This window comes from Xylophilus sp. GW821-FHT01B05, assembly GCA_038961845.1.
In the GTDB taxonomy this organism is placed as follows: Bacteria; Pseudomonadota; Gammaproteobacteria; order Burkholderiales; family Burkholderiaceae_C; genus Xylophilus.
In genome coordinates this window covers 3,056,627-3,080,708 of sequence record CP152408.1, presented here as the reverse complement: position 1 = coordinate 3,080,708, position 24,082 = coordinate 3,056,627, and the positions used below count along the sequence as shown (strand labels likewise).

Below are 24,082 nucleotides of genomic sequence, written 5' to 3'. Positions count from 1 at the left end.
TGGTCGCCCGCGAATCACGTACGGAGCCGGGGTGTATTTTGGTTCGCAGAAAAGAAAAAGGGCGCCGCAGCGCCCTTTGATCCTGAAGGCCGGGCAGTCATGCCCGGCGCTTGCTCAGCGTCCGTATGAACGGTTGCCACCGCCGCCGCTGCGGCCATAGCCGCCACCACCGCCGCCGCCCGAGCGGTTGCCACCGCCACCACCACCGGAGCGGCCACCGCCGCCGCCGCGTCCGCGGCCCAGCATGCTGTCCACGCTGGTGCGCAGCGGATCAGGCTGGCCGGCAGCGCCGCCGACCGACTCGGCACGGCGATGCGCCACCACGTCGGCGTGCGACGGGCTTGGGGCATTGCCGTGGTGGCGTGGTTGGCGTTCTTCGCGCGGCACTTGCGCGCCGCCACCACCACCGCCATTGCCTTGGTGTGCCGGGCGTTGGCCCTGGCCACCGCCGCGCGGGCCGCGGGGCTGGCCATTGCCGCCACCGTTGCCGCCGCCACCATTGGCACCACGTGCCGGCGCGCCGTTGCGGCCTTGGCCGTTGCCGCCAGAGCGGCCACCGCCGCCGCCGTTACCGCCATTGCCACCGCGCTCGCCGCCTTGCGTGGCCTTGTTGTCGCGGATGCGTTGCATCATTTCGGTACGCGCAGCCTTGGCTGCCGCCGCCATGACGTCACGGCTTGGCGGCTTGCCGGCACCGCCCCAGATGGTCTGGCGGCCCATGGCGATCGGCTCGGCATGCTCGCCGGCTTCCGGGCCGAAGCCGTCGATCACCTGGACCGGGATCTTCTGCTTGGTGAAGCGCTCGATGTCATACATGAAGCCTTCTTCGTCCAGGCAGACCAGGCTCACGGCAGCGCCGTCGTTGCCGGCGCGGCCGGTACGGCCGATGCGGTGCACGTAGTCTTCGCTGACGTTCGGGATTTCGTAGTTGACGACGTGCGGCAGCTCGTCGATGTCGATACCACGCGCGGCGATGTCGGTGGCCACCAAGGCGCGGATCTCACCGCTCTTGAAGCCGGCCAGTGCCTGGGTACGGGCCGACTGGCTCTTGTTGCCATGCAGCGCCATCGCCTGGATGCCGTTCTTGGTCAAGAACTCGGCCACGTTGTTGGCGCCGAACTTGGTGCGGGTGAACACCAGCACCTGGCTCCAGTTGTGTTCGCTGATGATGTGCGCGAGCAACTGCTTCTTCTTGCCGCGGCCGACCGGGTGGATCACTTGCGTGATGCGCTGCACCGTGGTGTTGGAGGGCGTGACCTGGATGCTTTGCGGGTTCTTCAGCAGCGTTGCTGCCAGTTCGCGGATCTCGTCGCTGAAGGTGGCGGAGAACAGCAGGCTTTGCTTGTTCTTGGGCACCAGGGCCAGCACCTTCTTCACGTCATGGATGAAGCCCATGTCGAGCATGCGGTCGGCTTCGTCCAGCACCAGGATCTCGACCGTGGACAGGTCGAGGTTGCCTTGCTGCTGCAGATCCAGCAGGCGGCCGGGCGTGGCCACCAGGATGTCGACGCCGCGCTTGATGCGGTCGATTTGCGGGTTCATGCCCACGCCGCCGAAGATCACGGTGGAGGAGAGCTTCAGGTGCTTGCCGTATTCGCGCACCGACTCTTCCACCTGGGCCGCGAGTTCGCGGGTCGGGGTGAGCACCAGGGCGCGTACGCCCTTGCCACCAAACTTGCTCTTGGGTGCTTCCTTGGCCGACAGCAAGGTCAGCATGGGCAGCGTGAAGGCAGCAGTCTTGCCGGTGCCGGTTTGGGCTCCGGCGAGAAGGTCGTGTCCCGCGAGAACCGCGGGAATGGCTTGTGCCTGGATTGGGGTGGGCGTGTCGTAGCCCTGTTCGTGAACGGCTTGCAGAATGGCCGGAGCCAGGTTCAGATCGTCAAAGGTCATGGTGAAGTGCCCATCCAGGGCACAGGGGAATCGGTCTGCCGCAATGTGTCGGAGGACACGGTCCAGAGGAGGCAGGCCAGGTTCTGAGGCGGGAGCGAATGTCCCCAGCAGAGTGCTGACGTCGAGGCAACTGGAAGCCCGCGACTGGCGCTATTGTCGCATGGGTCGATAATCATGGGTTACGCGCTGTTCAATGGCGCATTTTTTCTCTCGATACCGGACTCAATTCCCAGATGGCTCAATACGTCTACACCATGAACAAGGTCAGCAAGACCGTGCCGCCCAAGCGGCAGATCTTGAAGGACATTTCGCTCTCCTTCTTCCCGGGCGCCAAGATCGGCGTGCTGGGCCTGAACGGCTCGGGCAAGTCCACGCTGCTGAAGATCATGGCGGGCGTCGACAAGGAAATCGAAGGCGAGGCCATGCCGATGCCCGGCCTGTCGGTGGGCTACCTGCCGCAAGAGCCGCAACTCAACCCCGAGCACACGGTGCGCGAAAGCGTCGAGGAGTCCATGGGCGCGGTGTTCGCGGCCAAGGCGCGCCTTGAAGAGGTCTATGTGGCCTACGGTGCCGAGGATGCCGACTTCGACGCCCTGGCGGCCGAGCAGGCGGAACTCGAAGCCATCATCGCCACCGCCGGCACCGACTCCGAGCACCAGCTGGAGATCGCCGCCGACGCGCTGCGCCTGCCGCCCTGGGATGCCAAGATCGGCCTGCTGTCGGGTGGTGAAAAGCGCCGCGTGGCGCTGTGCCGCCTGCTGCTGTCCAAGCCCGACATGCTGCTGCTCGATGAGCCGACCAACCACTTGGACGCCGAGTCGGTCGAGTGGCTGGAAGTGTTCCTGAAGCGCTTCTCGGGCACCGTGGTGGCCATTACCCATGATCGCTACTTCCTCGACAACGCTGCCGAATGGATCCTGGAGCTGGACCGCGGCCGTGGCATCCCATGGAAGGGCAACTACAGCACCTGGCTGGAGCAAAAGGGCGACCGCCTGGCGCAAGAGCAAAAGAGCGAAGAAGCCCACGCCAAGGCCCTGAAGAAGGAACTGGAATGGTCGCGCCAGAACCCCAAGGCGCGCCAGGCCAAGAGCAAGTCGCGCCTGGCCCGCTTTGAAGAGCTGAGCGATTTCGAATACCAGAAGCGCAACGAAACCCAGGAAATCTTCATTCCTGTGGCCGACCGCCTGGGCAACCAGGTGTTCGAGTTCAAGAACGTCAGCAAGTCCTTTGGCGACCGCATGCTGATCGACAACCTGAGCTTCAACATCCCGGCCGGCGCCATCGTCGGCATCATCGGCCCGAACGGCGCCGGTAAATCGACGCTGTTCAAGCTGCTGGCCGGCAAGGAAAAGGCCGATAGCGGCGAAGTCGTCATTGGCTCCACCGTCAAGATGGCCTTCGTCGACCAGCACCGCGACGTGCTCGAGAACGAAAAGACCGTCTGGGAAGATGTCTCTGGGGGGCTCGACATGCTCAACGTGGGCAAGTTCCAGATGGCCAGCCGTGCCTATTGCGGCCGCTTCAACTTCAATGGCGCCGACCAGCAAAAGCGCGTGGGCAGCCTGTCGGGTGGTGAGCGTGGCCGCCTGCATCTGGCCAAGACCCTGATCGCCGGCGGCAACGTGCTGCTGCTCGATGAACCGTCGAACGACCTGGACGTGGAAACCCTGCGTGCGCTGGAAGACGCGTTGCTGGAATTCGCCGGCTCCGTGCTGGTGATCAGCCATGACCGCTGGTTCCTTGACCGTATCGCCACCCACATCCTGGCCGCCGAAGGCGACAGCCAGTGGACCTTCTTCGATGGCAACTACCAAGAGTACGAAGCCGACAAGAAGAAGCGTTTGGGCGAAGAAGGCGCCAAGCCCAAGCGCATGCGCTTCAAGGCATTGAGCTGAGTCGCACGGGCGGTCGAGCGGTGATGTCCGATTCGAACGCTGCGGCGCCGAGTGCGGTCTTTCATGCTTGCCTGGCCGATGCCGTCGCCCACAGCGGCGCCCTGATGCAGGGCCTGGTGGCCAGCGCGCGCGACGCGCTGCTGCTCCAGCGCAGCCGCCAGGGCCTGCAGCTCCAGCGCCGCGGCGTGGTTGGCGAGATGCTGCACCTGCTTACCGAGCAGGCGGCCTTTCTGGTCGAGCGCTTTCCGGCCGTGCTGGAAGAGGCCGTGCGGGAAGACATGCTGGGCGAAGCCAAGGCGCCCGCGCCACCGCAGGAGCTGTCCCTGGTCGATGACGCCGAGCTGGAAGACGCGGTGGAGCTTGCGCGCTCCCAGCAGGCGGCGTTGCAGGCAGTGGAAGGGGCGTTGGCTGAGTTCGACAGCCTCATCTGCGCAGCCCAGGGCCTGGGCCGTGTGCAGCCGCAGCGCAACATGCTGCGGCCCGCCGTCTACACCCGGGCCTTGCAGACCCTGGTCCGGCGCACCGCAGCGGCGGCCGATGCCCGCTCTACCTGGATGCTGCACCTCAGTGCGGCGCTTGGCGAGAACCTGGCGCAGGAATACCGCCGGCTGTCGGCCTTTCTACAGCAGGCGGGCGTGCAGCCGGTGGGTTACGTGGCCGTGCCTCAGGCACCTGCGCCGCCCCCGGGGAACCGCGACGTGCTGTACACCGAGGAGCGGCGCCTGCTGGCGGCGCGCATTGCGGCCGAGATAGACCGCAGGCCCGAAATGCGCCGCGTGCCAGAGGCGGTGCGCAGCTTTGTATGCGGCCCCTGGTCCGAGGTCATCGCCGCGGCGCAACTGGCTGCGCGCGGCGGCCCGGTCGATCCGGATGGCTATGCCGCGCTGGTCCCGCCGCTGCTCTGGAGCGTCCAGCCAGACCTGGGCCGCACCGATCCCGGCCGCCTGAAGTCGCTCAGCGCCACCCTGTTTCCGCTATTGCGCGCGGGCCTGGCCAGCATTGGCTATCCCGAGCTGCAGGCGCAGCCTTTCTTCGAGGCGCTGGTGGAGCTGCACCGGATCGGGCTGCGCAGCCCCGGCAGCTCCTTTGCCCCGCGCCAGGATGTGCGCGGCCTGCCGGCAGTCCTGTCGACCCCCGGTGAGACCGCCGCTGTACCGGCGCCGCCCACGCCAGCAACGGGCCAGGGCGAAGCGCTGGCGCCCGGCGTCTGGGTGAGCCTGCTGCAGGACGGCCAGTGGCAGCGCCTGCACCTGACCTGGGCCAGCCCGCGCGGCAGCCTGCTGCTGTTCACCCACGCGGACGGCCGCACCGAATCCATGACGCGCCGGCTCTGCCTGGAGCGCATGGCCGCGCAGCAGCTGCGCATCGTCGAAGGGCCTTCAGCCTGAGGCGAGCTTGTTGCGCGCCAGATCGATGTGATCGCGCAGCGCATACAGCTCGTCGGCATAGGACAGCGGCACGCTGATCTTCTCGACCTGCCGCTCCAGTTGGTCGAGTTCGGCGCGCAGCGCCTGCGGCGTGTCCTCGCCAGACTCGGCCCGGGCCTCGATCTCGCGCAGCCGGCCATACCAGCGGAACACGCGTGAGCGCACGCGGAAGGCATAGAGCGGCGGCACGATGCGGCTCATGGGCAGCAGCACCGCCACCAGAATGCCCAGCACCAGCCACATGCGTTCCACCAGGTTGCCAACCCAGAACGGCAGGTAGCGCTGCAGCAATGAAGGCGTGCCGTTGATGGCACGGTCGCCTTCCGGGCTTACCGGCAGCTCGCTGGTACGGGTGTTGGGAAACTCCCGCGCCCGGTTGAACCAGCCAGCACCGCTGTGCAGCGTTTGCCCGGCCTGGGCAAACAGCTGGCGCAGGGCCGGGTGGGTTTCTTCGCGCGAGAGCAGCGAGGTGGTGGTGGCGATCAGGCCGATGTCTTGTGTCGGCACGTCGCGCGCCAGGTCCACCACGCCGCGCGGCAGCGTCACGGGGGTCAGGAAGGCAAAGCGGCGGGAGTAGGCCTCGCTCTGCCCAAAGTCCATCAGCCGGATGCCGCGCGCCTGCAGCAGGCGCTGCACCAGCGGCGACTCTGGCGCCGATGCCAGCACCAGTGCATCGAGCTTGCCCTCCAGCAATGCGGCCGTGGCCGGCGCCTGCTCCAGGTGCGACAGGCGCAGGCGCTTGGGGTCTATGTGGTTGGCCGTCAGCAGCCGGTCCACCATGGCGGGCACACCGCTGCCTTCGGTGTCCACGTTCAGGCGCAGCCCGCTCAGGTTGGGCAGGGTGGTGAGCGCGCCGCTGTCATGGCGCAGCCGGCGCGCCGCATCTTCGCGGTAGAAAAACCAGAGTGGCTCCACGAACAGGCTGCCAAGCGAGGACAGGCCGGCTTCTTCATCAGCCACCGGGTCTGCGCTGCCGCCGCGCACAAAGCCCAGATCGGCGCGGCCTTCGCGCAGCAGCTGCAGGTTGTCGGATGAACCACCGGTGGGCAGCAGCACCACTTCGATGCCGTTGGCGGCCAGCGCATGCGCGTAGCGCCGGCCAAACTCGGCATAGGCGCTCTCGGCCGGGCCGGTGGCCAGCGTCACGCGGCGCGGCGGGTTCGGGTCCAGCCAGCGGTAGGCGCCCACCAGCAGCACGGTGGCCACCAGCGCCAGCGGCCCGATGGAAATCAGCAGGTCGCGCAGCGACAGCAAAAGGTTGCGCAGCGTGTGGGACATGCGGCTCATGGCAGATCCGCCGCCAAATCTGCGGCGCTGGGCAGGTGCAGGCCCTCTGCCGTGGTGATGCTGCGGGCGGCCTGTACGGCCCGCAGCACGGCGCGCGCGGTGGCTTCTGCGGCCATGACGGCCAGCACCACCATGCCGGGCGAGCTGCTGGCGCGGCCGGTGGCCAGCGCGAACAGAGCGTCGCCATCCGACATGGTGTGCACCGGGTTGATGCTGCGCGCCAGGCCGTCGTGCGCCACCTGCGCCAGGCGCTGTGCCTGGGCTTTGGTGAGTACTGCGTCGGTGGCGATCACGCCGATGGTGGTGTTGGTGCCGGCCAGCAGCGGCTTGGGCGTATCGCCGCGCAGCAGGGCGCGGCGGGTGTCGCGCAGGCTGCGGCCGTCGTCATTGCGGGCGCCGGCCACGACCTGGGCGGTGTCGGGGTCAAGCACATCGCCCAGCGCGTTGACTGCGATCAGCGCGCCGACAGTGACACCGCCGACCGTCACCGAAGCCGTGCCGACTCCGCCCTTCATCGCGTGCTGGATGCCAAACAGCTTGCCCACCGCGGCGCCCGCGCCGGCGCCGACATTGCCTTCTGCGGGGGGTTGCCGCGACGCGGCGGCGCAGGCGGCGTAGCCGGCGTCGGCATCCGGGCGCACGCGCATGTCGCCCACCAGCAGGTCAAACAGCACGGCCGAGGGCACGATGGGCACGTGGCCCACACCTACCGATATGCCAATGCCGCGCTCTTCGAGCCAGCGCATGGCGCCGCTGGCCGCGTCCAGGCCGTAGGCGCTGCCGCCGGCCAGCATCACGGCATGCACGCGATCGACCAGGTTCTGGGGCGCGAGCAGGTCGGTCTCGCGCGTGCCGGGCGCGGCACCGCGCACGTCCGCGCCGGCCACGGCGCCTTCGGGGGCCAGCACCACGGTGCAGCCGGTGGGGCGCAGGGGAGAAGTCCAGTGGCCGACTTCGATGCCGGCAACGTCGGTAATGGCGCCGGAGGCAGATGCAAATGACATGGCGGCTGATTATGGGCGCGCCCTCGGTACCATACGGCCGCATGACAGTAGCAAGAAGTTTCCCTGGCGACGCTGCGCGCCACGTCGTGGTCATTGGCGCGGGTGCGGTCGGCAGCGCCACGGCCATTGAGTGCCTGCGCGCCGGCCTGCGGGTGACCGTGGTTGAGCCGGGCGAGCCCGGCGGCACGCAGGCGACCAGTTATGGCAATGCGGGCTGGCTGTCTTCGCATTCGGTGATACCGCCCGCGCTGCCAGGTGCCTGGCGCAAGGTGCCGGGCTGGCTGGCCGACCCGCTGGGGCCGCTGGCGGTGCGCTGGCGCTACCTGCCGCGCGCCTTGCCATGGCTGCTGCGCTATCTGGCATCGGGCTGGACCGAAGCGCGCGTGCAGCGCACGGCCGAGGTGCTGCGCACGCTGCTGGGCGACGCCCCGGCGCTGCACCAGCGGCTGGCGGCCGAGGCCGGTGTGCCGCAGCTGATCGAGCAGCGCGGCCTGCTGCATGTGTACCGCTCGCGCGAAGAGCTGGAAGGCGACGCGCTGGGCTGGCGTGTGCGGGCGCGCGTCGGTGTGCGCTGGGAGGAGTGGGACGCGGCCGAGCTGCGCCGCCGCGAGCCAGACCTGGACCCGCGCTACACGCTGGGCATCTTCGTGGCCGAGGCGGGCCATTGCCGCAACCCGGGCGCCTATGTGGCCGCGCTGGCGCAGCATGCGCTGGATGCCGGTGCGCAGCGCGTTGCGGCGCGGGCCACGGGCTTTCGCATTGAGGGCGGCCGCTTGCGTGCGGTGCTGACCGATGCCGGCGAGATTGCCTGCGATGGCGCTGCCATCTGCGCTGGCGCGCGCTCGGGGCCGCTGGCCGCCGCGGCGGGATCGCCGGTGCCGCTAGAGACGGAGCGCGGCTACCACGTGGTGGTGCCAGGCGCCGAGGTGGGCCCGCGCACGCCCATGATGGCAACGGACGGCAAGCTCATCGTGCACTGGATGGATGGCGGCCTGCGCGCGGCGGGCCAGGTCGAGATTGGCGGGCTGCAGGCCGCGCCCGACTGGCGGCGTGCGCAGATATTGCTGCGCCACCTGCAGTCCATGTTCCCCACGCTGGCGCCCGAGGCTGAGGCGCAGCAATGGCTGGGGCACCGGCCCAGCATGCCGGATGGCCTGCCCTGCATAGGCCCGGCAGGCGCCAGCACTGACGTGGTGCTGGCCTTTGGCCACGGCCACGTGGGCCTGGGCGGGTCGGCGCGCACCGGGCGGCTGGTGGCGCAGTTGCTGGCGGGCGGCACGCCTGAGACGGCGCTGGCGCCGTTTGACCCGGCACGCTTTTAGTTTGCTGGCGCTATCGACAGCACGGTGAGCGCGCCGTTGATGCGGTCGGCGGTGAAGCGCACCTTGTCGCCGGTCTTGAACTGATCTAGCAGCGCCGGATCCTGCACGCGGAAGACCATGGTCATGGCCGCCATGTCGAGGTTGTCGATCTGGCCGTGGCGCAGCGTGATCTTTTGTGCACTGGAATCTACCTTGCGCACTTCGGCCTCTACCTGCGGCAGCGGGGCCTGGGCGAAGGCGCTGGCGGCGAGCAGGGCTGCGAGCAAGGGGGTGAGCAGTTTCTTCATGGCGGGAACTCCTTCTTCGATCAATGGTGGGCGTGTGGGTCGGCGGGCTTGCGCACGGAGGGCGCGGCGCCATCGGTAGCAGCGGGCGCCTTGCGTGGCGCGGGCGGCGGGGCGCCTTCATAGGCGTAGGCCACGCTGCCGGGCGGGTGGCGGAACGGGCCTGGGTCGCGGTAGTCGCCGGGCGGTTGGTCGCGGCGCACCTTGAGCACGCTGAACATGCCGCCCATCTCCAGCGGGCCAAACGGGCCCTGGCCGGACATCATGGGCAGGGTGTTGTCGGGCAGCGGCATTTCCATGCTGCCCATCTCGGCCATGCCGGTGGCGCCCATGGCCATGTAGTCGGGCACGATCTGGCGGATCTTGTCGGTCAGGTCCTTGTGCGGCACGCCGATCATGGTGGGCACGTCGTGGCCCATGGCGTTCATGGCGTGGTGGCTCTTGTGGCAATGGATGGCCCAGTCGCCTTCCTCGTCGGCGATGAACTCGATCTGGCGCATCTGGCCCACGGCGACGTCGGTGGTGACCTCGGGCCAGCGCGCGCCTTGCGGCACCGGGCCGCCGTCGGTGCCGGTGACCGTGAACTCATGGCCGTGCAGGTGGATCGGGTGGTTGGTCATGGTCAGGTTGCCCACGCGTATGCGCACGCGGTCGCCCTGGCGCACGTTGAGCGTGTCTATGCCGGGGAAGACGCGGCTGTTCCAGGTCCACAGGTTGAAGTCGGTCATGGTGTTGACCTTGGGCGTGCGGCTGCCCGGGTCTACGTCGAAGGCGCCGAGCAGAAAGCAGAAGTCGCGCTGCACCGGCGCGATCTGCGGGTGCGCGCCCTTGGGGTGGGTGACCCAGAAGCCCATCATGCCCATGGCCATTTGCACCATTTCATCGGCATGCGGGTGGTACATGAAGGTGCCGGGCCGACGCGCGGTGAACTCGTAGACAAAGGTCTTGCCCACGGGGATGTGCGGCTGCGTGAGGCCGCCGACGCCGTCCATGCCGTTGGGCAGGCGCTGGCCGTGCCAGTGCACGGTGGTGTGCTCGGGCAGGCGGTTGGTGACGAAGATGCGCACCCGATCGCCCTCTACCACCTCGATGGTCGGGCCCGGGCTCTGGCCGTTGTAGCCCCACATGTTGACCTGCATGCCGGGGGCCAGCTCGCGCACGACCGGCTCAGCCACCAGGTGAAACTCTTTAACACCGGCGTTCATGCGCCAGGGCAGGGTCCAGCCGTTCAAGGTGACAACCGGCGTGTAGCGCTGGCCGTGGGCGGCGGCCAGCGGGGCGGCGGTGGCGGCGGATGCCTGGCTGGCCGGCTCGGGCAGCGCGCCCAGGGCCGAGCGGGCGACGGTGGAAGCCGCCACGGCGGTGGCCGCACCGGCAAAGAAATTGCGGCGATTCATGTCAGTGGCCTTGTGTGGGGGCAGAGGGCGCGGCGGCGGCCAGCGTGGTGGCGGCGCCGGGCGAGCCGCCGGTGAGGGCCTGGCGCAGATCGGTGTCGGCGAGCCAGAAGTCGCGCTCGGCGGCGGTAGTGGCGTCGACTGCGGCCAGGCTGGCGCGGGCCTCGGCCAGCAGCTCCCAGACGCTGGCCAGCATGCCGTTGTAGCGCAGCACGGTTTCATCCGTGATGTGGCTGCGCAGGGGCACGACCTCGTCGCGGTAGTGGCGTGCCAGGTCATAGGCCGTACGCCAGGCCAGCCAATGGCTGCGGGCCTCGCTGCGGGCGCGCACCGCCGCCTCTTCGACCTGGGCCGTGCTTTGCAGGTAAAGGCTGCGGGCGCGTGCGGTGCGTGCCTGGCCCCAATCGAACAGCGGGATCGGCAGGGCCAGCTCCCAGCCGCGTTTGGTGCTGCGGGCGCCGTCGGCATCGTCGAAGCGGGAGTTGCGCACATAGCCGATGTCCAGGTCGCTCACATAGGCCGTGGCGCGTGTCAGGCCCAGCGCGCGGGCGGTCTGCTGGCTGCGCTCCAGCGCCAGGCGCACGTCCAGGCGCTCGCGCAGCGCGGTGGCTTCCACTGCCGCGCCATCGGGCAGGGCGTCGGGTGCGGGCAGTTCGGGCAGGCGCTCGGGCAGCCGGTAGCCGGCCTGGGTGCCCCACAGGCCCAGCAGTTGGGCAAGTGCCTCGCGCTCGCGCGTGGCGGCCTGCCGCGCACGGGCCAACTGGGCCGTGCTTTCGGCCAGTGCCAGTTGCTCGCGCGACTGCTGCAGCGTGCTCCAGTTGCCGACGCGGGCCATGCGCTGCGCCAGTTCTGCGCCGGCCGCGCTGGCCTGCTGCATGCGCTCTGCGGCTGTGGCCGATTGTCCGGCGGCCACCGCGCGCACCCAGGCGCGGCGCACGTTTGCTGCCAACCGCACCACGTCTTGCGCGGCCTGGAGCTTGGCCACCTGCAGTTGCCGGCTTGCCACGTCGGCGCGCCAGGGCAGGGTGAGCAGGCCCAGCAGGCTGAAGCTCAGGCTGCGTTCGATCTCGCGCTCGCTGCCTTCGGTGAGGCGGCCGATCGCAAAGCCCGGATTGGGCAGGGTGGCCGCCTGGACCCGCTCTGCGTCGGCAATGCCCAGCGTGGCCAGCGAGCCTTGCAGCGCCGGGCTTTGCAGCAGGGCGATGCGCACGGCGGCATCCTGGGTGAGCGGGGCTTGCAGCAGGGCTGCGACGGCGTCAGCGGACGCGGCGCCGGGCGCTGGCAAGGCCAGATCGACGCCGGTGCGGCCTTGGGCCAGGGCGCTGACCTCGCCGCGCAGGCCGTCGGGCGCCACGCTGGTGCAGCCGGCCAGCAGCAACAGTGCCGCCAGGGCGGCAAGGCGGGCGCTCATGGCGCCTCCTTGTGCTTGTGCTGCTGTTGCGGGGCGCTGTGCGTGCCTTTGCCGGCTTCTGCGGCGGCGGCCGCATTGGCGGCGCGCCAGTCGGTGCTGGTGCTTGCTACGCCCTTGGGTTGGCCGGCGAAGGCGGAGGCATAGCGGGGCGGCGGCACGGGCGTATCAGGCCGGGCGACCTGGGGTGCTTGCGCCCAGGCCATACCAGCGGCTGCCGCCAACGTGCCCAGCAGGCACGCGCGGAAACAATGCGAAAACATGAGGGGAGACTCCGAACGAGACCAAGAACGCGACCGCCGGCAGCCCGAGTTAACAGGCTGCTGGCGGACGCACCACGGGCGTCAGGTCCGGAGAATCGGGGGTTTGATCTGCCGTGCCAGATCCGCGCTGGCAAAGGCCGCGCGGCCGGTCACGGGGGCTGCATGCGGCAGCGGCGGGGCGCTGGGCACGGCCAGGTCGGCCGTGAGCCAGGCGGAGTGGCAGACCTGGCAGTCGCCGCAATCGGTGTGCGCATGGCCGTCTTCGCTGGCCGTGTGGGCCGCCTGCATGGCATGGGCGGCGCCGTGGTCGCCGTGGTCCATATGGTCCATGGGCGGCATGCTGGCCGCCATGGCGCCGCTCGTGAGGCCGCGCAGGGCCATCAGCATGATGAGGATGAGAAATATGCCGCGGCGCATGGCGGCAATGATAGTCCTGCGGCTTGGGGGGCTCGCTAGCCTGGCTTTTGAAAGACTGTGCAACCCAAGGGTAAACCCTAGGATTTCTGCCTAGAATGCCCGACCCGATGGAGGGGGCATCCACGCCCATCACTTCCCCAGCGGTTTCACAGCAGAAATGAAAGAAAAATGGATATGAAATCACTGAGCAAATCGTTCGCTCCCCTGATCGGCCGGGCACTGGCCGTGGCCTTGCTGGGCTGTGCCGCCGCCAGTGGCGCGGCCGCAGAGGAAGCAGCGCGGATTCCCGCGATCAAGCTGTACAACACCCCGGACAAGCGGGCGGTCTTTGTGCGCGGCACCGTGCCGGCGCTGCACAAGATCCAGAGCCAGCAGTTCTGGCTGAGCAATTCGGTGGAGGCCTGGGAGCAGAGCGTGCACCCGGCGCCCCGGCGGCAATATGTGATCCCGCTCAAGGGCGAGCTGGAGTTCCAGGTCAGCGACGGCTCCACCTTCCGCCTCGCGCCGGGCACCGTGCTGCTGGCAGAGGACACCGAAGGCGCAGGCCACAGCTGGAAGATGCTCTCCGCCGACAAGGAATGGGTGCGTGTCTACATTCCCATGGTGTCTGAGAACGACGAGTTCGAACCGGCCCGCTAAATGGGGCTGCAATTGCGTGCTACATAAAATATAGCTGCATGCCGGCGTGCTGATTGCACTTCAGGTGCTTATGGGCCTGAAGTGCAGGAGGCACGCCGGCAATAAGCTATCTATTGGATAGCGCCATATCCGGCATCAAAACGCCTCTTGCTGCCGCCCGGCCGCCAGTGCCTCGATAGGCCGGCGGCCCCACAGCGCTACCAGGGCGGGGGTGAGGAAGGCGTCGAGCAGGGTCGAGGTGATCAGGCCCGAGAAGATCACCACCGCCACCGGGTAGAGGATTTCGGTGCCGGGCCGCTCGGCCTCGAACAGCAGCGGGGCCAGGGCCAATGCCGCCACCAGCGCGGTCATCAGCACCGGCGTCAGGCGCTCTTGCGAGCCGCGCAGCAGCATGGGCGTGCCGAAGGCTTGGCCCTCCAGCGCGCACAGGTTGGCGTAGTGCGATACCTTCAGGATGCCGTTGCGCACCGCGATGCCGGCCAGCGTGATAAAGCCCACCAGCGCCGCCACCGACAGCGGCTGCCCTGACAGCCACAGCCCCGCGACCGCGCCCACCAGCGCCAGCGGGATGTTGGCCATGATCACCGCCGCCAGCACGCCGGATCGGTAGCGCGAGTACAGGATCAAAAAGATCAGCGCGACCGAGCCCAGCGACAGCAGCCCGATCAGCCGCGAGGCCTGCTCCTGCGCCTGGAACTGCCCGCCCAGGGTGATGAAGTAGCCCTGCGGCAGTTGGGCATCTGCCACCACGGCGCGGATATCGGCCACCACGTCGCTCAGCGCGCGGCCCTGCACGTTGGCCGAGACGACGATGCGCCGGCGGCCGTCGTCGCGGCTGATCTGGTTCGGGCCGTCGGCCTCTTCGATGCTGGCCAGCTGCGCCAGCGGCACGCGGCCGCCGGGCGTGGCTATCACCAGGCCGCGCAGGCCCTCCATGCCGCGCGCGCCCTCGGGCAGGCGCAGCACCAGCCAGAAGCGGCGCGCGCCTTCCACCACCTGGGTGACGCGTTCGCCATCGACCAGCATTTGCAGCTCGCGCAGCAGCTGCGCGGGGGCGATGCCGTAGCCCAGCGCGCGGTCGTAGTCCACGCGCACCTGGATCTGCGGCGTCAGCACCTGCTTCTCGACCTCAAGATCTGCAATGCCGGGGATGGCGGCCAGGCGCTGGCGCAGCGCCTCGGCCTGGCCGCGCAGGGTGTCGAGGTCGTCGCCAAACAGCTTTACCGCGATCTGCGAGCGCACGCCCGACAGCATGTGGTCGATGCGGTGGCTGATCGGCTGGCCTATTCCCTTGGCGCCGGGCAGGCCGGCGATGCGGCTGCGCAGGTCGGCGTAGACGGCTTCCAGCGGGCGATCGCTGCGGCGCAGCTTTACGTCCAGCTCGGACACGTGCACGCCCTCGGCATGCTCGTCCAGCTCGGCGCGGCCCGAGCGGCGGCCTACGTGCTCTACCTCTGGCACGCCGCGCACGGCCTGCTCGGCCAGGGCGCCGATGCGGGTCGACTCGGCCAGCGTGGTGCCCGGCGCCAGCCGCAGCCCGACCAGGGCCGTGCCCTCATTAAAGGGCGGCAGAAAGGTGGTCGGGAAGAAGGGCACCGAGGCCGCCGCCACCAGCACCGCCACGCCCGCAGCCGCCACCCAGGGCGCGGGCCGGCGCAGCACGCCGGCCAGCAGCGCGGCGTAGCGCGCCTTGGTCCAGGCCTGCACGCGGGTGTCGCCGTGGTCCAGGTTCTTCAGGCCCGGCAGCAGCCAGCAGGCCAGCACCGGCGTGACGGTGACCGAGACGATCATCGACGCCAGCAGCGACACGATGTAGGCCACCGCCAGCGGCTGCATCAGCCGCCCTTCGATGCCCGGCAGGAAGAACAGCGGCAGCAGCACCAGCACGGTGATGGCGGTGGCGTAGACGATGCCTGATCGCACCTCCAGCGTGGCGCGCGCCACCAGCGCCAGGGTTTCGCCAGCGGTGGCGCGGCGGCCCTCGGCCTGGCGCTGCTCTTTCATGCGGCGCACGATGTTCTCCACGCCCACCACGGCGTCGTCCACCAGCTCGCCCAGGGCGATGGTCAGGCCGCCCAGCGTCATGGTGTTGATCGACAGGCCCAGGTAGCGAAACACCAGCACCGTCGCCAATATCGACAGCGGGATTGCCGCCAGCGATATCAGCGTGGTGCGCAGGTTCTGCATGAAGAAGTACAGCACCACGGCCACCACCACGGCGGCGGTCATGAGCTTGCCCTGCAGCGTGCCGACCGATGCCTCGATGAAGCTGGCCTGGCGCATGGTCACCACCGGCGCGCCCATGCCGGCGGGCAGGCCGGGCTGCAGCTCGGCCAGGGCGGCCTCGATCTGCCGGGTCAGCGCCACGGTGTCGGCGGCGGGCTGCTTCTGCACGCCCAGCACTACTGCCGGCGCGCCGTTAAAGCCGGCGTCGCCGCGCCGTATGGCGGGCGCAAAGACCACGTTGGCCACCTGCTGCAGCTGGATGGCGCGTTGCTGGCCGTCCGCACCTTTCCAGGCCACGGGCAGGCGCTGCAGGTCTTCCAGCCGCGTGGTGCGGCCGATGTTGCGGATCAGGTACTCGCGCGCGTTCAGCTCCAGAAAGCCGCCGCTGGTGTTGGCCGAGAAGCCCTGCAGCGCCTGCGCAAGGTTCTCTAGCGTGACGCCCAGCGCGGCCATGCGCGCGGTGTCGGGCTGCACCTGGTACTGGCGTACCTCGCCGCCGATGGGCACCACCTGCGCCACGCCGGGGATGGTCAGCAGGCGCGGGCGGATGACAAAGTCCGCCACCTCGCGCACGGCCATGGGGCTGATCTTTTGCGGGTCTATCGGCAAGGCCAGCAGCATGATTTCTCCCATGACCGAACTCACCGGGCCCATGCCCACGTGCTGCACGCCGGGCGGCAATTGCTCGCGCACCACGGCCAGGCGCTCGGACACCAGTTGCCGCGCGCGGTAGATGTCGGTGTCCCAGTTAAAGGTCACGTAGACAAAGGACAGCCCCACGCTGGATACCGAGCGGATCGACTCCACCCCCGGCAGCCCGCCCATGGCGGTTTCCAGTGGGAAGGTGATGAGCTGCTCGATCTCTTCCGGCGCCATGCCGCCGGCCTCTGCCTGCAGCGTGACGGTGGGCTTGTTCAGGTCGGGGAACACGTCCACCGGCATGCGCGTGAGCGTAAAAGCCCCCGCCGCCAGCAGCACCAGGGCCGCCAACACGACGAACAGGCGATGGGCCAGCGAGGCCCTAACGATCTTTTCAAACATCGCCTTACCTCACTTGATTGAGCAGGGGCGCGCCCTGGGTCACGACCCGGTCGCCGGGCTGCAAGCCGTCCAGCACGGAGACCCGCGCGCCGTCCAGCGCCACGCTGCGCACTACGCGCGGCTCGAACTGCTCAGCCCCGGTGTGCAGCCACACCACGTCCTGGTTGGCCGGGTTGCGCACCACGGCGCTGGCCGGCAGCGCAAAGCCTTCGACCGTGTCGCGCGTTTGCACCAGCACGCGCACCGGTTGCTGCAGCGCCAGCGCCGGCCCGCCGGGCAGGGTGCGGAACTGCAGCGGGATGGCGCCTTCGCGCAGCGCATGGCCGGCGCCGCTGAAGGCCAGCGCCACGGGCGCCTGCCCGGGCGCCGCGATGGCGCTGGCACTGGCCACGCGCGCGGCCAGCGTGGCGTCGAAGGCCTGGGCCTCGACCAGCAGGCGCGAGGCATCGACGATCTCAAACAGCGTGTCGCGCGCATCGACCACCTGGCCGGCCACCACATTGCTGGCGGCAATCACGCCTGAGACCGGCGCGCGCAGCGCCTCGGTGGCTTCCACGCTGGCGCCGACGGCGGCCAGGCGCTGGGCCAGGCCGTTGGCATCGGCCTGCGCGGCGTCTATGTCTTTTTGCGGCACCGTGCCTTCGAGCTGGGCCAGGCGCTCGGCGCGGCGGCGCGCGGTCTGCAGGTTGGCGCGCAGCTCGGCGGCCAGTGCCACCTGGTTGGCGCGGTCTATGGGCGCGGCGGCGCTGCGCGCCACCGCCAGCACCTCACCACGGCGCACCGCCTGGCCCAGGCGCGGCAGGCCTTGCGGGCCGGCTTCGATGCGGCCGGGCGCGGTGGGCTGCACGCGGCCGCCACTGTTCGGGTCGGCCAGCACGCGGCCGGTCAGCTCCAGCGTCATGGGCTGATGGGCTTTCTCGGCCAGCAGCGTGCGCAGCTGCCATTGGCGCTGGCTGGGTTTGGGCAAAAACACGCTGCCATCGGGCAGGCGGCGCGGGCTGTCGGAAGACTCGGCACTGGCGGCCGGGGCGTCGTGGTCATGGCCGGCACCGGCGCGGGCCGGGGCGCTGGCCAGCAACGCAGCGAGGGATAAGAGGGCAACAAAGGTGCGCATGGGAATCCGCTCAGACAGAAGAAGGGTTGGCGGCGCGGCGACGCCGGGCACGCAGGAGGAAGAAGGCCAGCACGGCCAGCAATGCGGCGGCAGCCAGCACGGTGCGCCAAGGGATCTCGGCGTGGCCGTGGTCGGGCTCCGCGCCGTCGGCGGCAATGGCGAGTTCGGTGCTGAGCAGCTCGGCAACGCCCGCCGCCTCGATGGCGAAGTGCACGGGCACGGTGCCGGCCGTCTCCAGCGCGTCATGCTGGAAGCGGTAGCTGCCATCGGCCTGCGGCTCAGCCAGGCCGCTGGCGGCGCCGGCCTCGACCTCGATGCGGGCGCCGGTCACCGGCTCGTTGCTGGCGTAGCGGTCCAGGTAGAGCGTGAGCGTGTCGTGCGCCAGCGCGCCGGCGATCTCGAACTGTGCGGATTGGGCGCTGAGCCGGCCGGGTGGGCTGGCGGGGCTGGCGGGCGCTTCGGCATGGCCTTCGTGTGCGCCGGCGGGCAAGCTGATGAAGGCGATGGATGCTACTAAAGATATAGCTACTAGCCCAGGCAGGTACTGGGCTACAGGCACTTTTTTCATAAATTCAGACCGATTTCTCATGGAGCCGTATACCGCTCGCCACGAGTGAAGACAGAAGGCCGCGGAGCAGGCCATGCGAAGACATCCGCGGAACTGGCTTTGCCAGGCCGCAGGATGTGCCCCCTGCAAGGGGGGTGGCGAAGACGCGAAGCGCGAAGCCTGGGGGTGCTTCATAAGTCACGGGAGTTGGCCCAAGGCTTGCAATAAGCGGGACTGGGCGCGCTGCCCGTCCAGGCGCGCACGCGCCAAGGCCAGGTCGGCTTCGTACTTTTCGTTGTCGGCGCGCAGGCGCTCCAGCAGGCTGCTTTCGCCCAATTGGTAGCCACGTCGGATCAAGGCCTGGGCCTCGTCGCTGAGGCGGGCGCGCTCGGCGGCGGCCTCAATGCCGCGCTGGCTGGCGGCGAGGCCGCTGCGCGCGGCGGTGACGGTGGCGGTTATTTCCCTTGCCACGGCATCGCGCTCGGCATCCGCCGCTGCGGCTTCCGCCAGCGCGGCGGCCTGCCGGGGGCGGTTGCGCTGCTCGGTCGCCAGTGGAATGCGCAGCAGCAGCCGCGCGCTGTACTGGCCGCGTTCGCCGTAGGCGCCACGGTCATGGGTCAGGCCCACGCCCACCTCGACCGGGTCGCGCCGGTCGGCATCCACCAGCCGCAGGCGCGCCTGGGCGGCGGCCTGGCGTGCCTCGGCGGCCTGCAGCGCGGGGTGCGCGGCCAGGTCGTCGCTGGTGGCGGGGTGGGCGCTTTCCTCTGGCGAGGCCACCGTGGCCAGGCCGGTCAAGGCACGCCAGTGCGCGGTGGCGTCGGCCAGCGCCTGCTCGGCCTGGGTAAGCGCGGCGCCGGCCTGCTGGCGCAGGGCCTGGGCCTGCAGCGCTTCGACACGGGCCGATTCACCGGCGCGCACGCGGCGCGCCACGTCGTCGGCCAGCGTGGCGGCCTCAAGCTGGCGCCGCAGCGCGGCCTCGCGTTCTATGCGTGCCACGGCGGCCTGGGCTGCGGCCTCGCGCAGCGTGCCGGCCAGTTGCAGGCGTGCGCGCGCCAGTTCTTGCTCAAAGGCCGTGCGGTCGGCGCCGACCTGGCGCTGCGTGGCGTCACGCAGGCCGGGTGTCCAGAGCGGGACGGCGATCTCGGTTTCGGTCTCGCTCAGGCCGCCGCGGCGCTGCAACTGGTCATTGCGCTGCGACAGGCCCAGCACCGGAGGGCCGGCAATGGGCGATGTGGCGCCACGGGCGCGGGCGTCCAGCTCGGCGCTGCGGCCGGGCTGGCTGCGTGCCGGGGCGCCCAGCGCCCAGGCCTGCTCCAGCGCCTCGCGCAGGGTGGGAAGGGGTTGTGCTGTGGCAGTGGCGCACAGCGCGGCCAGCAGCAAGCCGGCCGTGCGGGCGGCACACAGCCGCCCAGGGAAATGGGGCATTCAGTTCTCCGAAAGTCAGACAGGACGACGACTTCGGCGAACCGCGCAAGCGGGCAGGGAAAAGGGGGAAAGAGAAAAGCTGCTGTGCGGTCCGCCGTCAGGCGGCGGACCACTGGGGGCGCTCGTGGCGCGGGCCGTCCCAGTCCGGCAGCGCGGGCACGGCGCGCAGGCCGGGCGCGCTGAGCACGGCTTGCCCGCCGCGTTCCGCGTGGCCTTGCGGCAGGAAGGTGCAGAGGCTGTGGCAGCTGTGCCCGACGGGGCAGCACTGGTCGGCGGCGGAGGATGTCTGGTGCTGCTCGCCAGCTTCGGCGAATGCCGCGGCGACCGCTACGGCGCCCGGCGTTGCGTCATGGCACAGATGAACGGCGGCCCAGCTCGTTTGCAGGGCCATCACCCCGATCAGCAGCAGTGTCCAGAACCGTTTCATCGGGGCGGATTCTAGCGGCCGGCCGTGACGCGCTCAGGCCGCAGCATGCGCAGCCCGTTGGCCACCACCAGCAGGCTGGCGCCCATGTCGGCAAACACCGCCATCCACATGGTGGCCTGGCCGGCCAGCGCCAGGCCAAAGAACACCAGCTTGATGCTCAGTGCCAGCGCAATGTTCTGCCACAGCACGGCATGGGTGCGGCGCGACAGGCGCACGGTTTCGGCCACGCGGCGCAGGTCGTCGTTCATGATGACCACGTCGGCCGTCTCCATGGCCACGTCGGTGCCGGCCGCGCCCATGGCAAAGCCCACGTCGGCACGGGCCAGCGCCGGGGCGTCGTTGATGCCGTCGCCGGCCATGGCGGTCATGCCGTGCTTTTGCTGCAGCGTGGCGATGGCGGCCAGCTTTTGCTCGGGCAGCAGCCCGGCCTGCACCTGGTCGATGCCGGCCTCGCGTGCGGCAGCGTGTGCGGCGGCGGCATGGTCGCCGGTGAGCATCACCGGCACGATGCCCAGCGCGCGCAGGTCGGCCACGGCCTGCACCGCCTGCGGTCGCAGCGTGTCGGCCACGGCAAACAGGGCGCGCACGGCGCTGCCGTCGGCCAGCAGGGTGACGCTGCGGCCTTGCGCCTCTTGCGCGGCCACGGCCTGCTCCACCGTCTCGTTCCACAGGCCGCGCTCCTGCATCAGCCGGCGGTTGCCCAACTGCCACAGCGTGCCGCCCACACGGGCGGCTACGCCCCGGCCGGGCAGGGCGTTGAAGTCTTCCACCACGGGCAGCGATGCCGGCGCGTCCAGCCCGGCCGCAATGGCCTTGGACACCGGGTGGTCCGAGCGGCTGGCCAGCGCCAGGGCCACATCGGGCGCGGCGTCGTCGCCAAAGCTTTGCTGCGCCACCAGCACCGGCCGGCCAGCGGTCACGGTGCCGGTCTTGTCGAAGGCCACGGCACGGATGCCGCGCGCCTGCTCCAGCCAACTGCCGCCCTTCACCAGAATGCCGCGCCGCGCCGCCGCCGCCAGCCCGCTCACCACCGTGACCGGCGTAGACAGCACCAGCGCGCAAGGGCAGGCGATCACCAGCAGCACCAGCGCGCGGTAGACCGCGTCCAGCCAGGCCCAGCCCAGGACCAGCGGCGCGCCCACGGCCACCGCCACGGCCAGCACGAAGACGGCCGGTGTGTAGATGGCGGCAAAGCGGTCGACAAAGCGTTGCGTCGGCGCGCGGGTGGCCTGGGCCTGCTCGACGGCGCGGATGATGCGGTCCAGCGTGGTGTTGCCGGCGGCAGCGGTCACGCGGAATTCCAGCTCCGACTGCGCATTGAGCGTGCCGGCGTACAGGCTGTCGCCGGGCACCTTGTCCACTGCCAGGCTTTCACCGGTAACGCTGGATTCATCCACCGCGCCGCGGCCAGTGGTGACCGTGCCGTCCAGCGGCACGCGCCCGCCCGGGCGAATACGCACCACCGCGCCCAGCGGCACCTGCGCTGCGGGCAAGGTCTGCCAACTGCCGTCAGCCTGCTGCACCTCGGCCTGCTGCGGGCTCAGCGCAAGCAGCGAGCCAATTGCGTCGCGCGCCCGGCCCACGGCGCGGTCCTCGATGCGCTCGGCCAGCGCGTACAGCGCCATCACCATGGCCGCCTCGGGCCACTGGCCGATCAGGAAGGCGCCGGTCACGGCCACCGCCATCAGCGCGCTGATGCCCAGTTGCCCGCGCAGCAGCGAGCGCAGCCCGCTGCGGTAGATGCCCAGGCCGGCCAGCAAGATGGCTACGGCCGCCAGCAGCATGCCGGCGCCGTGCCAGATCGTCGTATCCGGCCCCAGCAGGTGCAGCAGCTCGGCGCCGGTGGCGGCCACCAGCGCCGCGCCAATCCGGCCCCAGCCGGGCAGCGCGCCGTGGTCATGGCCTTCGTGCGCGTCTTTGGGCGCTGCGGCCGGGCTGGATGTTGCGCAGCCGCCACCACAGCAAGACACCTCGATGCGCGGCCCCGTGGCCTCGGCCCGTGCGGGCCCATGGGCGTGGTCGGGCGTATGAGGGTGCGGGTGGCGGTGGGCGTGTTCTGTCATGGGTTTTCCAGTTGCGGAGGCTGTCATGTCATCATTGAAAACCTTGAAGCCGCTTGAAGGTCAAGCCATGTCCAGTCAAAGCCCCTGCCACCGTATCGGAGATGCCGCCCGCCTGTCGGGCGTATCGGCCGCCAATATCCGCTACTACGAGAAGGAAGGCCTGCTCGCGCCCCAGGTGCGGGCAGTGAACCGCTACCGCATGTACAGCGACGAAGAAGTGCACCGCCTGCGCTTCATCCGCCTGTGCCGCGCCATGGACATGTCGCTGGACGAGGTGCGCACCTTGCTGGCGCTGGACCTGGGCGACCAAGGCGACTGCGCCCGCGCGCGCGGCGCGCTGACCGAGCACCTGGGCCATGTGCGCGAGCGCCTGCTGGAGCTGCAGGCGCTGGAGGCCGATTTGTCCGCGCTGCGCGACCGCTGTGACGGCCAGGAGCATCGTTGCAGCATCATCGAAGCCCTGCACGCCCGCGCCGACGCCCAGCCTGCCGGCGAGCCGCTGGCGCCAGGTGTGCGCCGGCATGTGTAGGGGGATTCCGATACGCGGCAGCACGGGCGCCATGGCCGGCGGTCATGGCGGCAGGGCGATGAGGTACAAGGATGGCCAATGGGTCGAAACTGTCGCCGGCCTGCAAAAAATCCCATCAGGACGCCTTACCCGATGCTGAAAAAGATCGCCGTAGACCAACTGCGCACCGGCATGTACCTGCACAAGCTGGGGGGCTCCTGGCTGCAGCACCCGTTCTGGCGCAGTGCCTTCGTGCTGGAGAGCCTGGACGACCTGCGCGCGGTGCGCGAATGCGGCATCGAAGACCTGTGGATCGATACCGCCAAGGGCCTGGATGTGGAGTCGGCGCCGCCCGTGCTGGCAGCGCCTGTGGCTGTCGTCGCGGCGGCTGTCTTGCCACGGCACAGCCCGGCCGGGTTCGAAGAAGAGCTGGAGCGCGCACGCGGCATTTGCGCATTGGCCGGCGGCGCCATGGCCTCGATGTTCACCGACGCGCGCATGGGGCGCGTGGTGGGCATTGGCGCCGCCCAGCCGCTGGTGGAAGACATTGCCGCCTCGGTCGCGCGCAATCCGGCAGCCTTTGTCAGCATGGTGCGGCTGAAGGCGCTGGACGACTACACCTACATGCATTCGGTGGCCGTCTGCGCGCTGATGGTGGCGCTGGGGCAGCAACTGGGCTGGCCCGAAGCCCAGGTGCGCGAGGCCGGCATGGGCGGCCTCATGCACGACCTGGGCAAGGCGCTGATGCCGCTGGAGGTGCTCAACAAGCCCGGCAGCCTGACCGAGCACGAGTTCGGCATCATGAAGGGCCACCCCGAGGAAGGCTGGCGCCTGCTGCGTGAAGCCGGCACGGCCAGCGAGACGGTGTGCGACGTGGCCCTGCACCACCACGAGAAGTACGACGGCGCGGGCTACCCGCACCAGTTGGCCGGCGAAGGCATAGGCGTGTACGCCCGCATGGGCGCCCTGTGCGACGTCTATGACGCCGTGACCTCCCTGCGCAGCTACAAGGCGGCCTGGGACCCGGCCCTGGCCATGCGCCGGATGGCCAGCTGGAAGGGCCATTTCGACCCGGTGCTGACCCAGGCCTTCATCAAGAGCGTGGGGATCTACCCGGTGGGCTCGCTGGTGCGGCTGGCCTCGCAGCGCCTGGCGGTGGTGGTGGAGCCCAACGCAGGAGCCCTGCTGTATCCCCGGGTCAAGGTGTTCTATTCGGCGGCGCGGCGCGAACCCTTGCAGCACGCGATCGTCGATTTGTCGGTGCTGCGGGCGCAGGACAAGATCGTGGGCGTTGAAGACCCGCAGAGCTGGGGCTTTGGCGACCTGGATGCGCTCTGGTTGCCGCGCTAGTGTCGCGTCAAGCGTGAGGTGACGGATGGGTGCGAAGGCATCGGCGTGCAGCGCAAGGCGCAGGCCGCAGCCCAGGCTTCACGCCTGGGCAAGGGCTGCAACGCAGCGATGCGCGGCGAGGGCAAGCGCACACCGGCAGATCATGCTTGAC

The 24,082-nt window shown here is 69.8% G+C and carries 21 protein-coding genes; 7 read left to right on the top strand and 14 right to left on the bottom strand.

Going from position 1 to position 24,082, the window contains the following annotated elements:
- Positions 1 to 114: 114 nt before the first annotated feature.
- Positions 115 to 1,890: a DEAD/DEAH box helicase gene (locus AAFF27_14290; GenBank protein ID XAH21200.1), complete on the bottom strand. Its 1,776-nt coding sequence runs from the start codon at positions 1,888 to 1,890 to the stop codon at positions 115 to 117.
- Positions 1,891 to 2,123: 233 nt separating this feature from the next.
- Here AAFF27_14290 and ettA point away from each other — a divergent pair, with 233 nt between their 5' ends.
- Positions 2,124 to 3,785 carry an energy-dependent translational throttle protein EttA gene (gene ettA / locus AAFF27_14285; GenBank protein ID XAH21199.1) on the top strand — a complete coding sequence of 554 codons (1,662 nt, stop codon included), beginning with the start codon at positions 2,124 to 2,126 and terminating at the stop codon, positions 3,783 to 3,785.
- 23 nt (positions 3,786 to 3,808) lie between these two features.
- Positions 3,809 to 5,173 (top strand): DUF1631 family protein, encoded by a 1,365-nt coding sequence (locus AAFF27_14280; protein XAH21198.1) that lies wholly within the window; start codon positions 3,809 to 3,811, stop codon positions 5,171 to 5,173.
- On the opposite strand, the gene AAFF27_14275 is transcribed toward AAFF27_14280, so the two are convergent.
- Both AAFF27_14275 and AAFF27_14270 read right to left on the bottom strand, forming a co-directional pair.
- Positions 5,165 to 6,499, bottom strand: a complete 1,335-nt coding sequence (locus tag AAFF27_14275) for a TAXI family TRAP transporter solute-binding subunit (GenBank protein ID XAH21197.1) — start codon at positions 6,497 to 6,499, stop codon at positions 5,165 to 5,167. The two genes, AAFF27_14280 and AAFF27_14275, sit on opposite strands and share 9 nt — an antisense overlap.
- Complete coding sequence (locus tag AAFF27_14270; protein ID XAH21196.1) at positions 6,496 to 7,503, bottom strand: P1 family peptidase; 1,008 nt, start codon at positions 7,501 to 7,503, stop codon at positions 6,496 to 6,498. Before AAFF27_14270 ends, AAFF27_14275 begins: the two co-directional genes overlap by 4 nt.
- A 41-nt stretch (positions 7,504 to 7,544) precedes the next feature.
- Here AAFF27_14270 and AAFF27_14265 point away from each other — a divergent pair, with 41 nt between their 5' ends.
- Positions 7,545 to 8,825 carry an FAD-dependent oxidoreductase gene (locus AAFF27_14265; GenBank protein XAH21195.1) on the top strand — a complete coding sequence of 427 codons (1,281 nt, stop codon included), beginning with the start codon at positions 7,545 to 7,547 and terminating at the stop codon, positions 8,823 to 8,825.
- Here the strand turns inward: AAFF27_14265 and AAFF27_14260 are convergent.
- The 5 genes from AAFF27_14260 to AAFF27_14240 all read right to left on the bottom strand — a co-directional run bounded on the left by AAFF27_14260 (position 8,822) and on the right by AAFF27_14240 (position 12,591).
- Positions 8,822 to 9,112 carry a copper-binding protein gene (locus tag AAFF27_14260; GenBank protein ID XAH21194.1) on the bottom strand — a complete coding sequence of 97 codons (291 nt, stop codon included), beginning with the start codon at positions 9,110 to 9,112 and terminating at the stop codon, positions 8,822 to 8,824. The genes AAFF27_14265 and AAFF27_14260 overlap by 4 nt on opposite strands.
- A 20-nt stretch (positions 9,113 to 9,132) precedes the next feature.
- Positions 9,133 to 10,506 carry a copper oxidase gene (locus AAFF27_14255; GenBank protein ID XAH21193.1) on the bottom strand — a complete coding sequence of 458 codons (1,374 nt, stop codon included), beginning with the start codon at positions 10,504 to 10,506 and terminating at the stop codon, positions 9,133 to 9,135.
- A gap of 1 nt (position 10,507) precedes the next feature.
- Positions 10,508 to 11,914: a TolC family protein gene (locus tag AAFF27_14250; GenBank protein XAH21192.1), complete on the bottom strand. Its 1,407-nt coding sequence runs from the start codon at positions 11,912 to 11,914 to the stop codon at positions 10,508 to 10,510.
- Positions 11,911 to 12,174: a hypothetical protein gene (locus AAFF27_14245; GenBank protein ID XAH21191.1), complete on the bottom strand. Its 264-nt coding sequence runs from the start codon at positions 12,172 to 12,174 to the stop codon at positions 11,911 to 11,913. The genes AAFF27_14250 and AAFF27_14245 overlap by 4 nt, the downstream gene beginning before the upstream one ends.
- An 81-nt stretch (positions 12,175 to 12,255) precedes the next feature.
- Positions 12,256 to 12,591: a hypothetical protein gene (locus AAFF27_14240; protein ID XAH21190.1), complete on the bottom strand. Its 336-nt coding sequence runs from the start codon at positions 12,589 to 12,591 to the stop codon at positions 12,256 to 12,258.
- Between the two features lie 174 nt (positions 12,592 to 12,765).
- Here AAFF27_14240 and AAFF27_14235 point away from each other — a divergent pair, with 174 nt between their 5' ends.
- Complete coding sequence (locus AAFF27_14235; GenBank protein ID XAH21189.1) at positions 12,766 to 13,230, top strand: hypothetical protein; 465 nt, start codon at positions 12,766 to 12,768, stop codon at positions 13,228 to 13,230.
- A 135-nt stretch (positions 13,231 to 13,365) separates the two neighbouring features.
- Here AAFF27_14235 and AAFF27_14230 read toward each other — a convergent pair whose 3' ends face one another.
- From AAFF27_14230 to AAFF27_14205, 6 genes are all read right to left on the bottom strand, one after another.
- A complete protein-coding gene (locus AAFF27_14230) occupies positions 13,366 to 16,497 on the bottom strand; it encodes an efflux RND transporter permease subunit (GenBank protein ID XAH21188.1) in 3,132 nt (1,043 codons plus the stop codon).
- 4 nt (positions 16,498 to 16,501) lie between these two features.
- Positions 16,502 to 17,611 carry an HlyD family efflux transporter periplasmic adaptor subunit gene (locus tag AAFF27_14225; GenBank protein XAH21187.1) on the bottom strand — a complete coding sequence of 370 codons (1,110 nt, stop codon included), beginning with the start codon at positions 17,609 to 17,611 and terminating at the stop codon, positions 16,502 to 16,504.
- A 10-nt stretch (positions 17,612 to 17,621) separates the two neighbouring features.
- A complete protein-coding gene (locus AAFF27_14220; GenBank protein ID XAH21186.1) occupies positions 17,622 to 18,179 on the bottom strand; it encodes a hypothetical protein in 558 nt (185 codons plus the stop codon).
- Between the two features lie 177 nt (positions 18,180 to 18,356).
- Positions 18,357 to 19,583 (bottom strand): TolC family protein, encoded by a 1,227-nt coding sequence (locus tag AAFF27_14215; protein XAH21185.1) that lies wholly within the window; start codon positions 19,581 to 19,583, stop codon positions 18,357 to 18,359.
- Between the two features lie 97 nt (positions 19,584 to 19,680).
- On the bottom strand, positions 19,681 to 20,010 hold the full coding sequence (locus AAFF27_14210; protein ID XAH21184.1) for a hypothetical protein: 330 nt from the start codon (positions 20,008 to 20,010) through the stop codon (positions 19,681 to 19,683).
- A gap of 11 nt (positions 20,011 to 20,021) precedes the next feature.
- Positions 20,022 to 22,073 carry a heavy metal translocating P-type ATPase gene (locus tag AAFF27_14205; protein XAH21183.1) on the bottom strand — a complete coding sequence of 684 codons (2,052 nt, stop codon included), beginning with the start codon at positions 22,071 to 22,073 and terminating at the stop codon, positions 20,022 to 20,024.
- 67 nt (positions 22,074 to 22,140) lie between these two features.
- Here AAFF27_14205 and AAFF27_14200 point away from each other — a divergent pair, with 67 nt between their 5' ends.
- From AAFF27_14200 to AAFF27_14190, 3 genes are all read left to right on the top strand, one after another.
- On the top strand, positions 22,141 to 22,602 hold the full coding sequence (locus AAFF27_14200) for a MerR family transcriptional regulator (GenBank protein ID XAH21182.1): 462 nt from the start codon (positions 22,141 to 22,143) through the stop codon (positions 22,600 to 22,602).
- Positions 22,603 to 22,734: 132 nt separating this feature from the next.
- Complete coding sequence (locus tag AAFF27_14195; protein ID XAH21181.1) at positions 22,735 to 23,931, top strand: HD-GYP domain-containing protein; 1,197 nt, start codon at positions 22,735 to 22,737, stop codon at positions 23,929 to 23,931.
- 18 nt (positions 23,932 to 23,949) lie between these two features.
- The gene (locus AAFF27_14190) at positions 23,950 to 24,081 is read left to right on the top strand and encodes a hypothetical protein (protein ID XAH21180.1); all 132 of its coding nucleotides are present in this window, start codon (positions 23,950 to 23,952) and stop codon (positions 24,079 to 24,081) included.
- The last annotated feature ends 1 nt before the right edge of the window (position 24,082 follow it).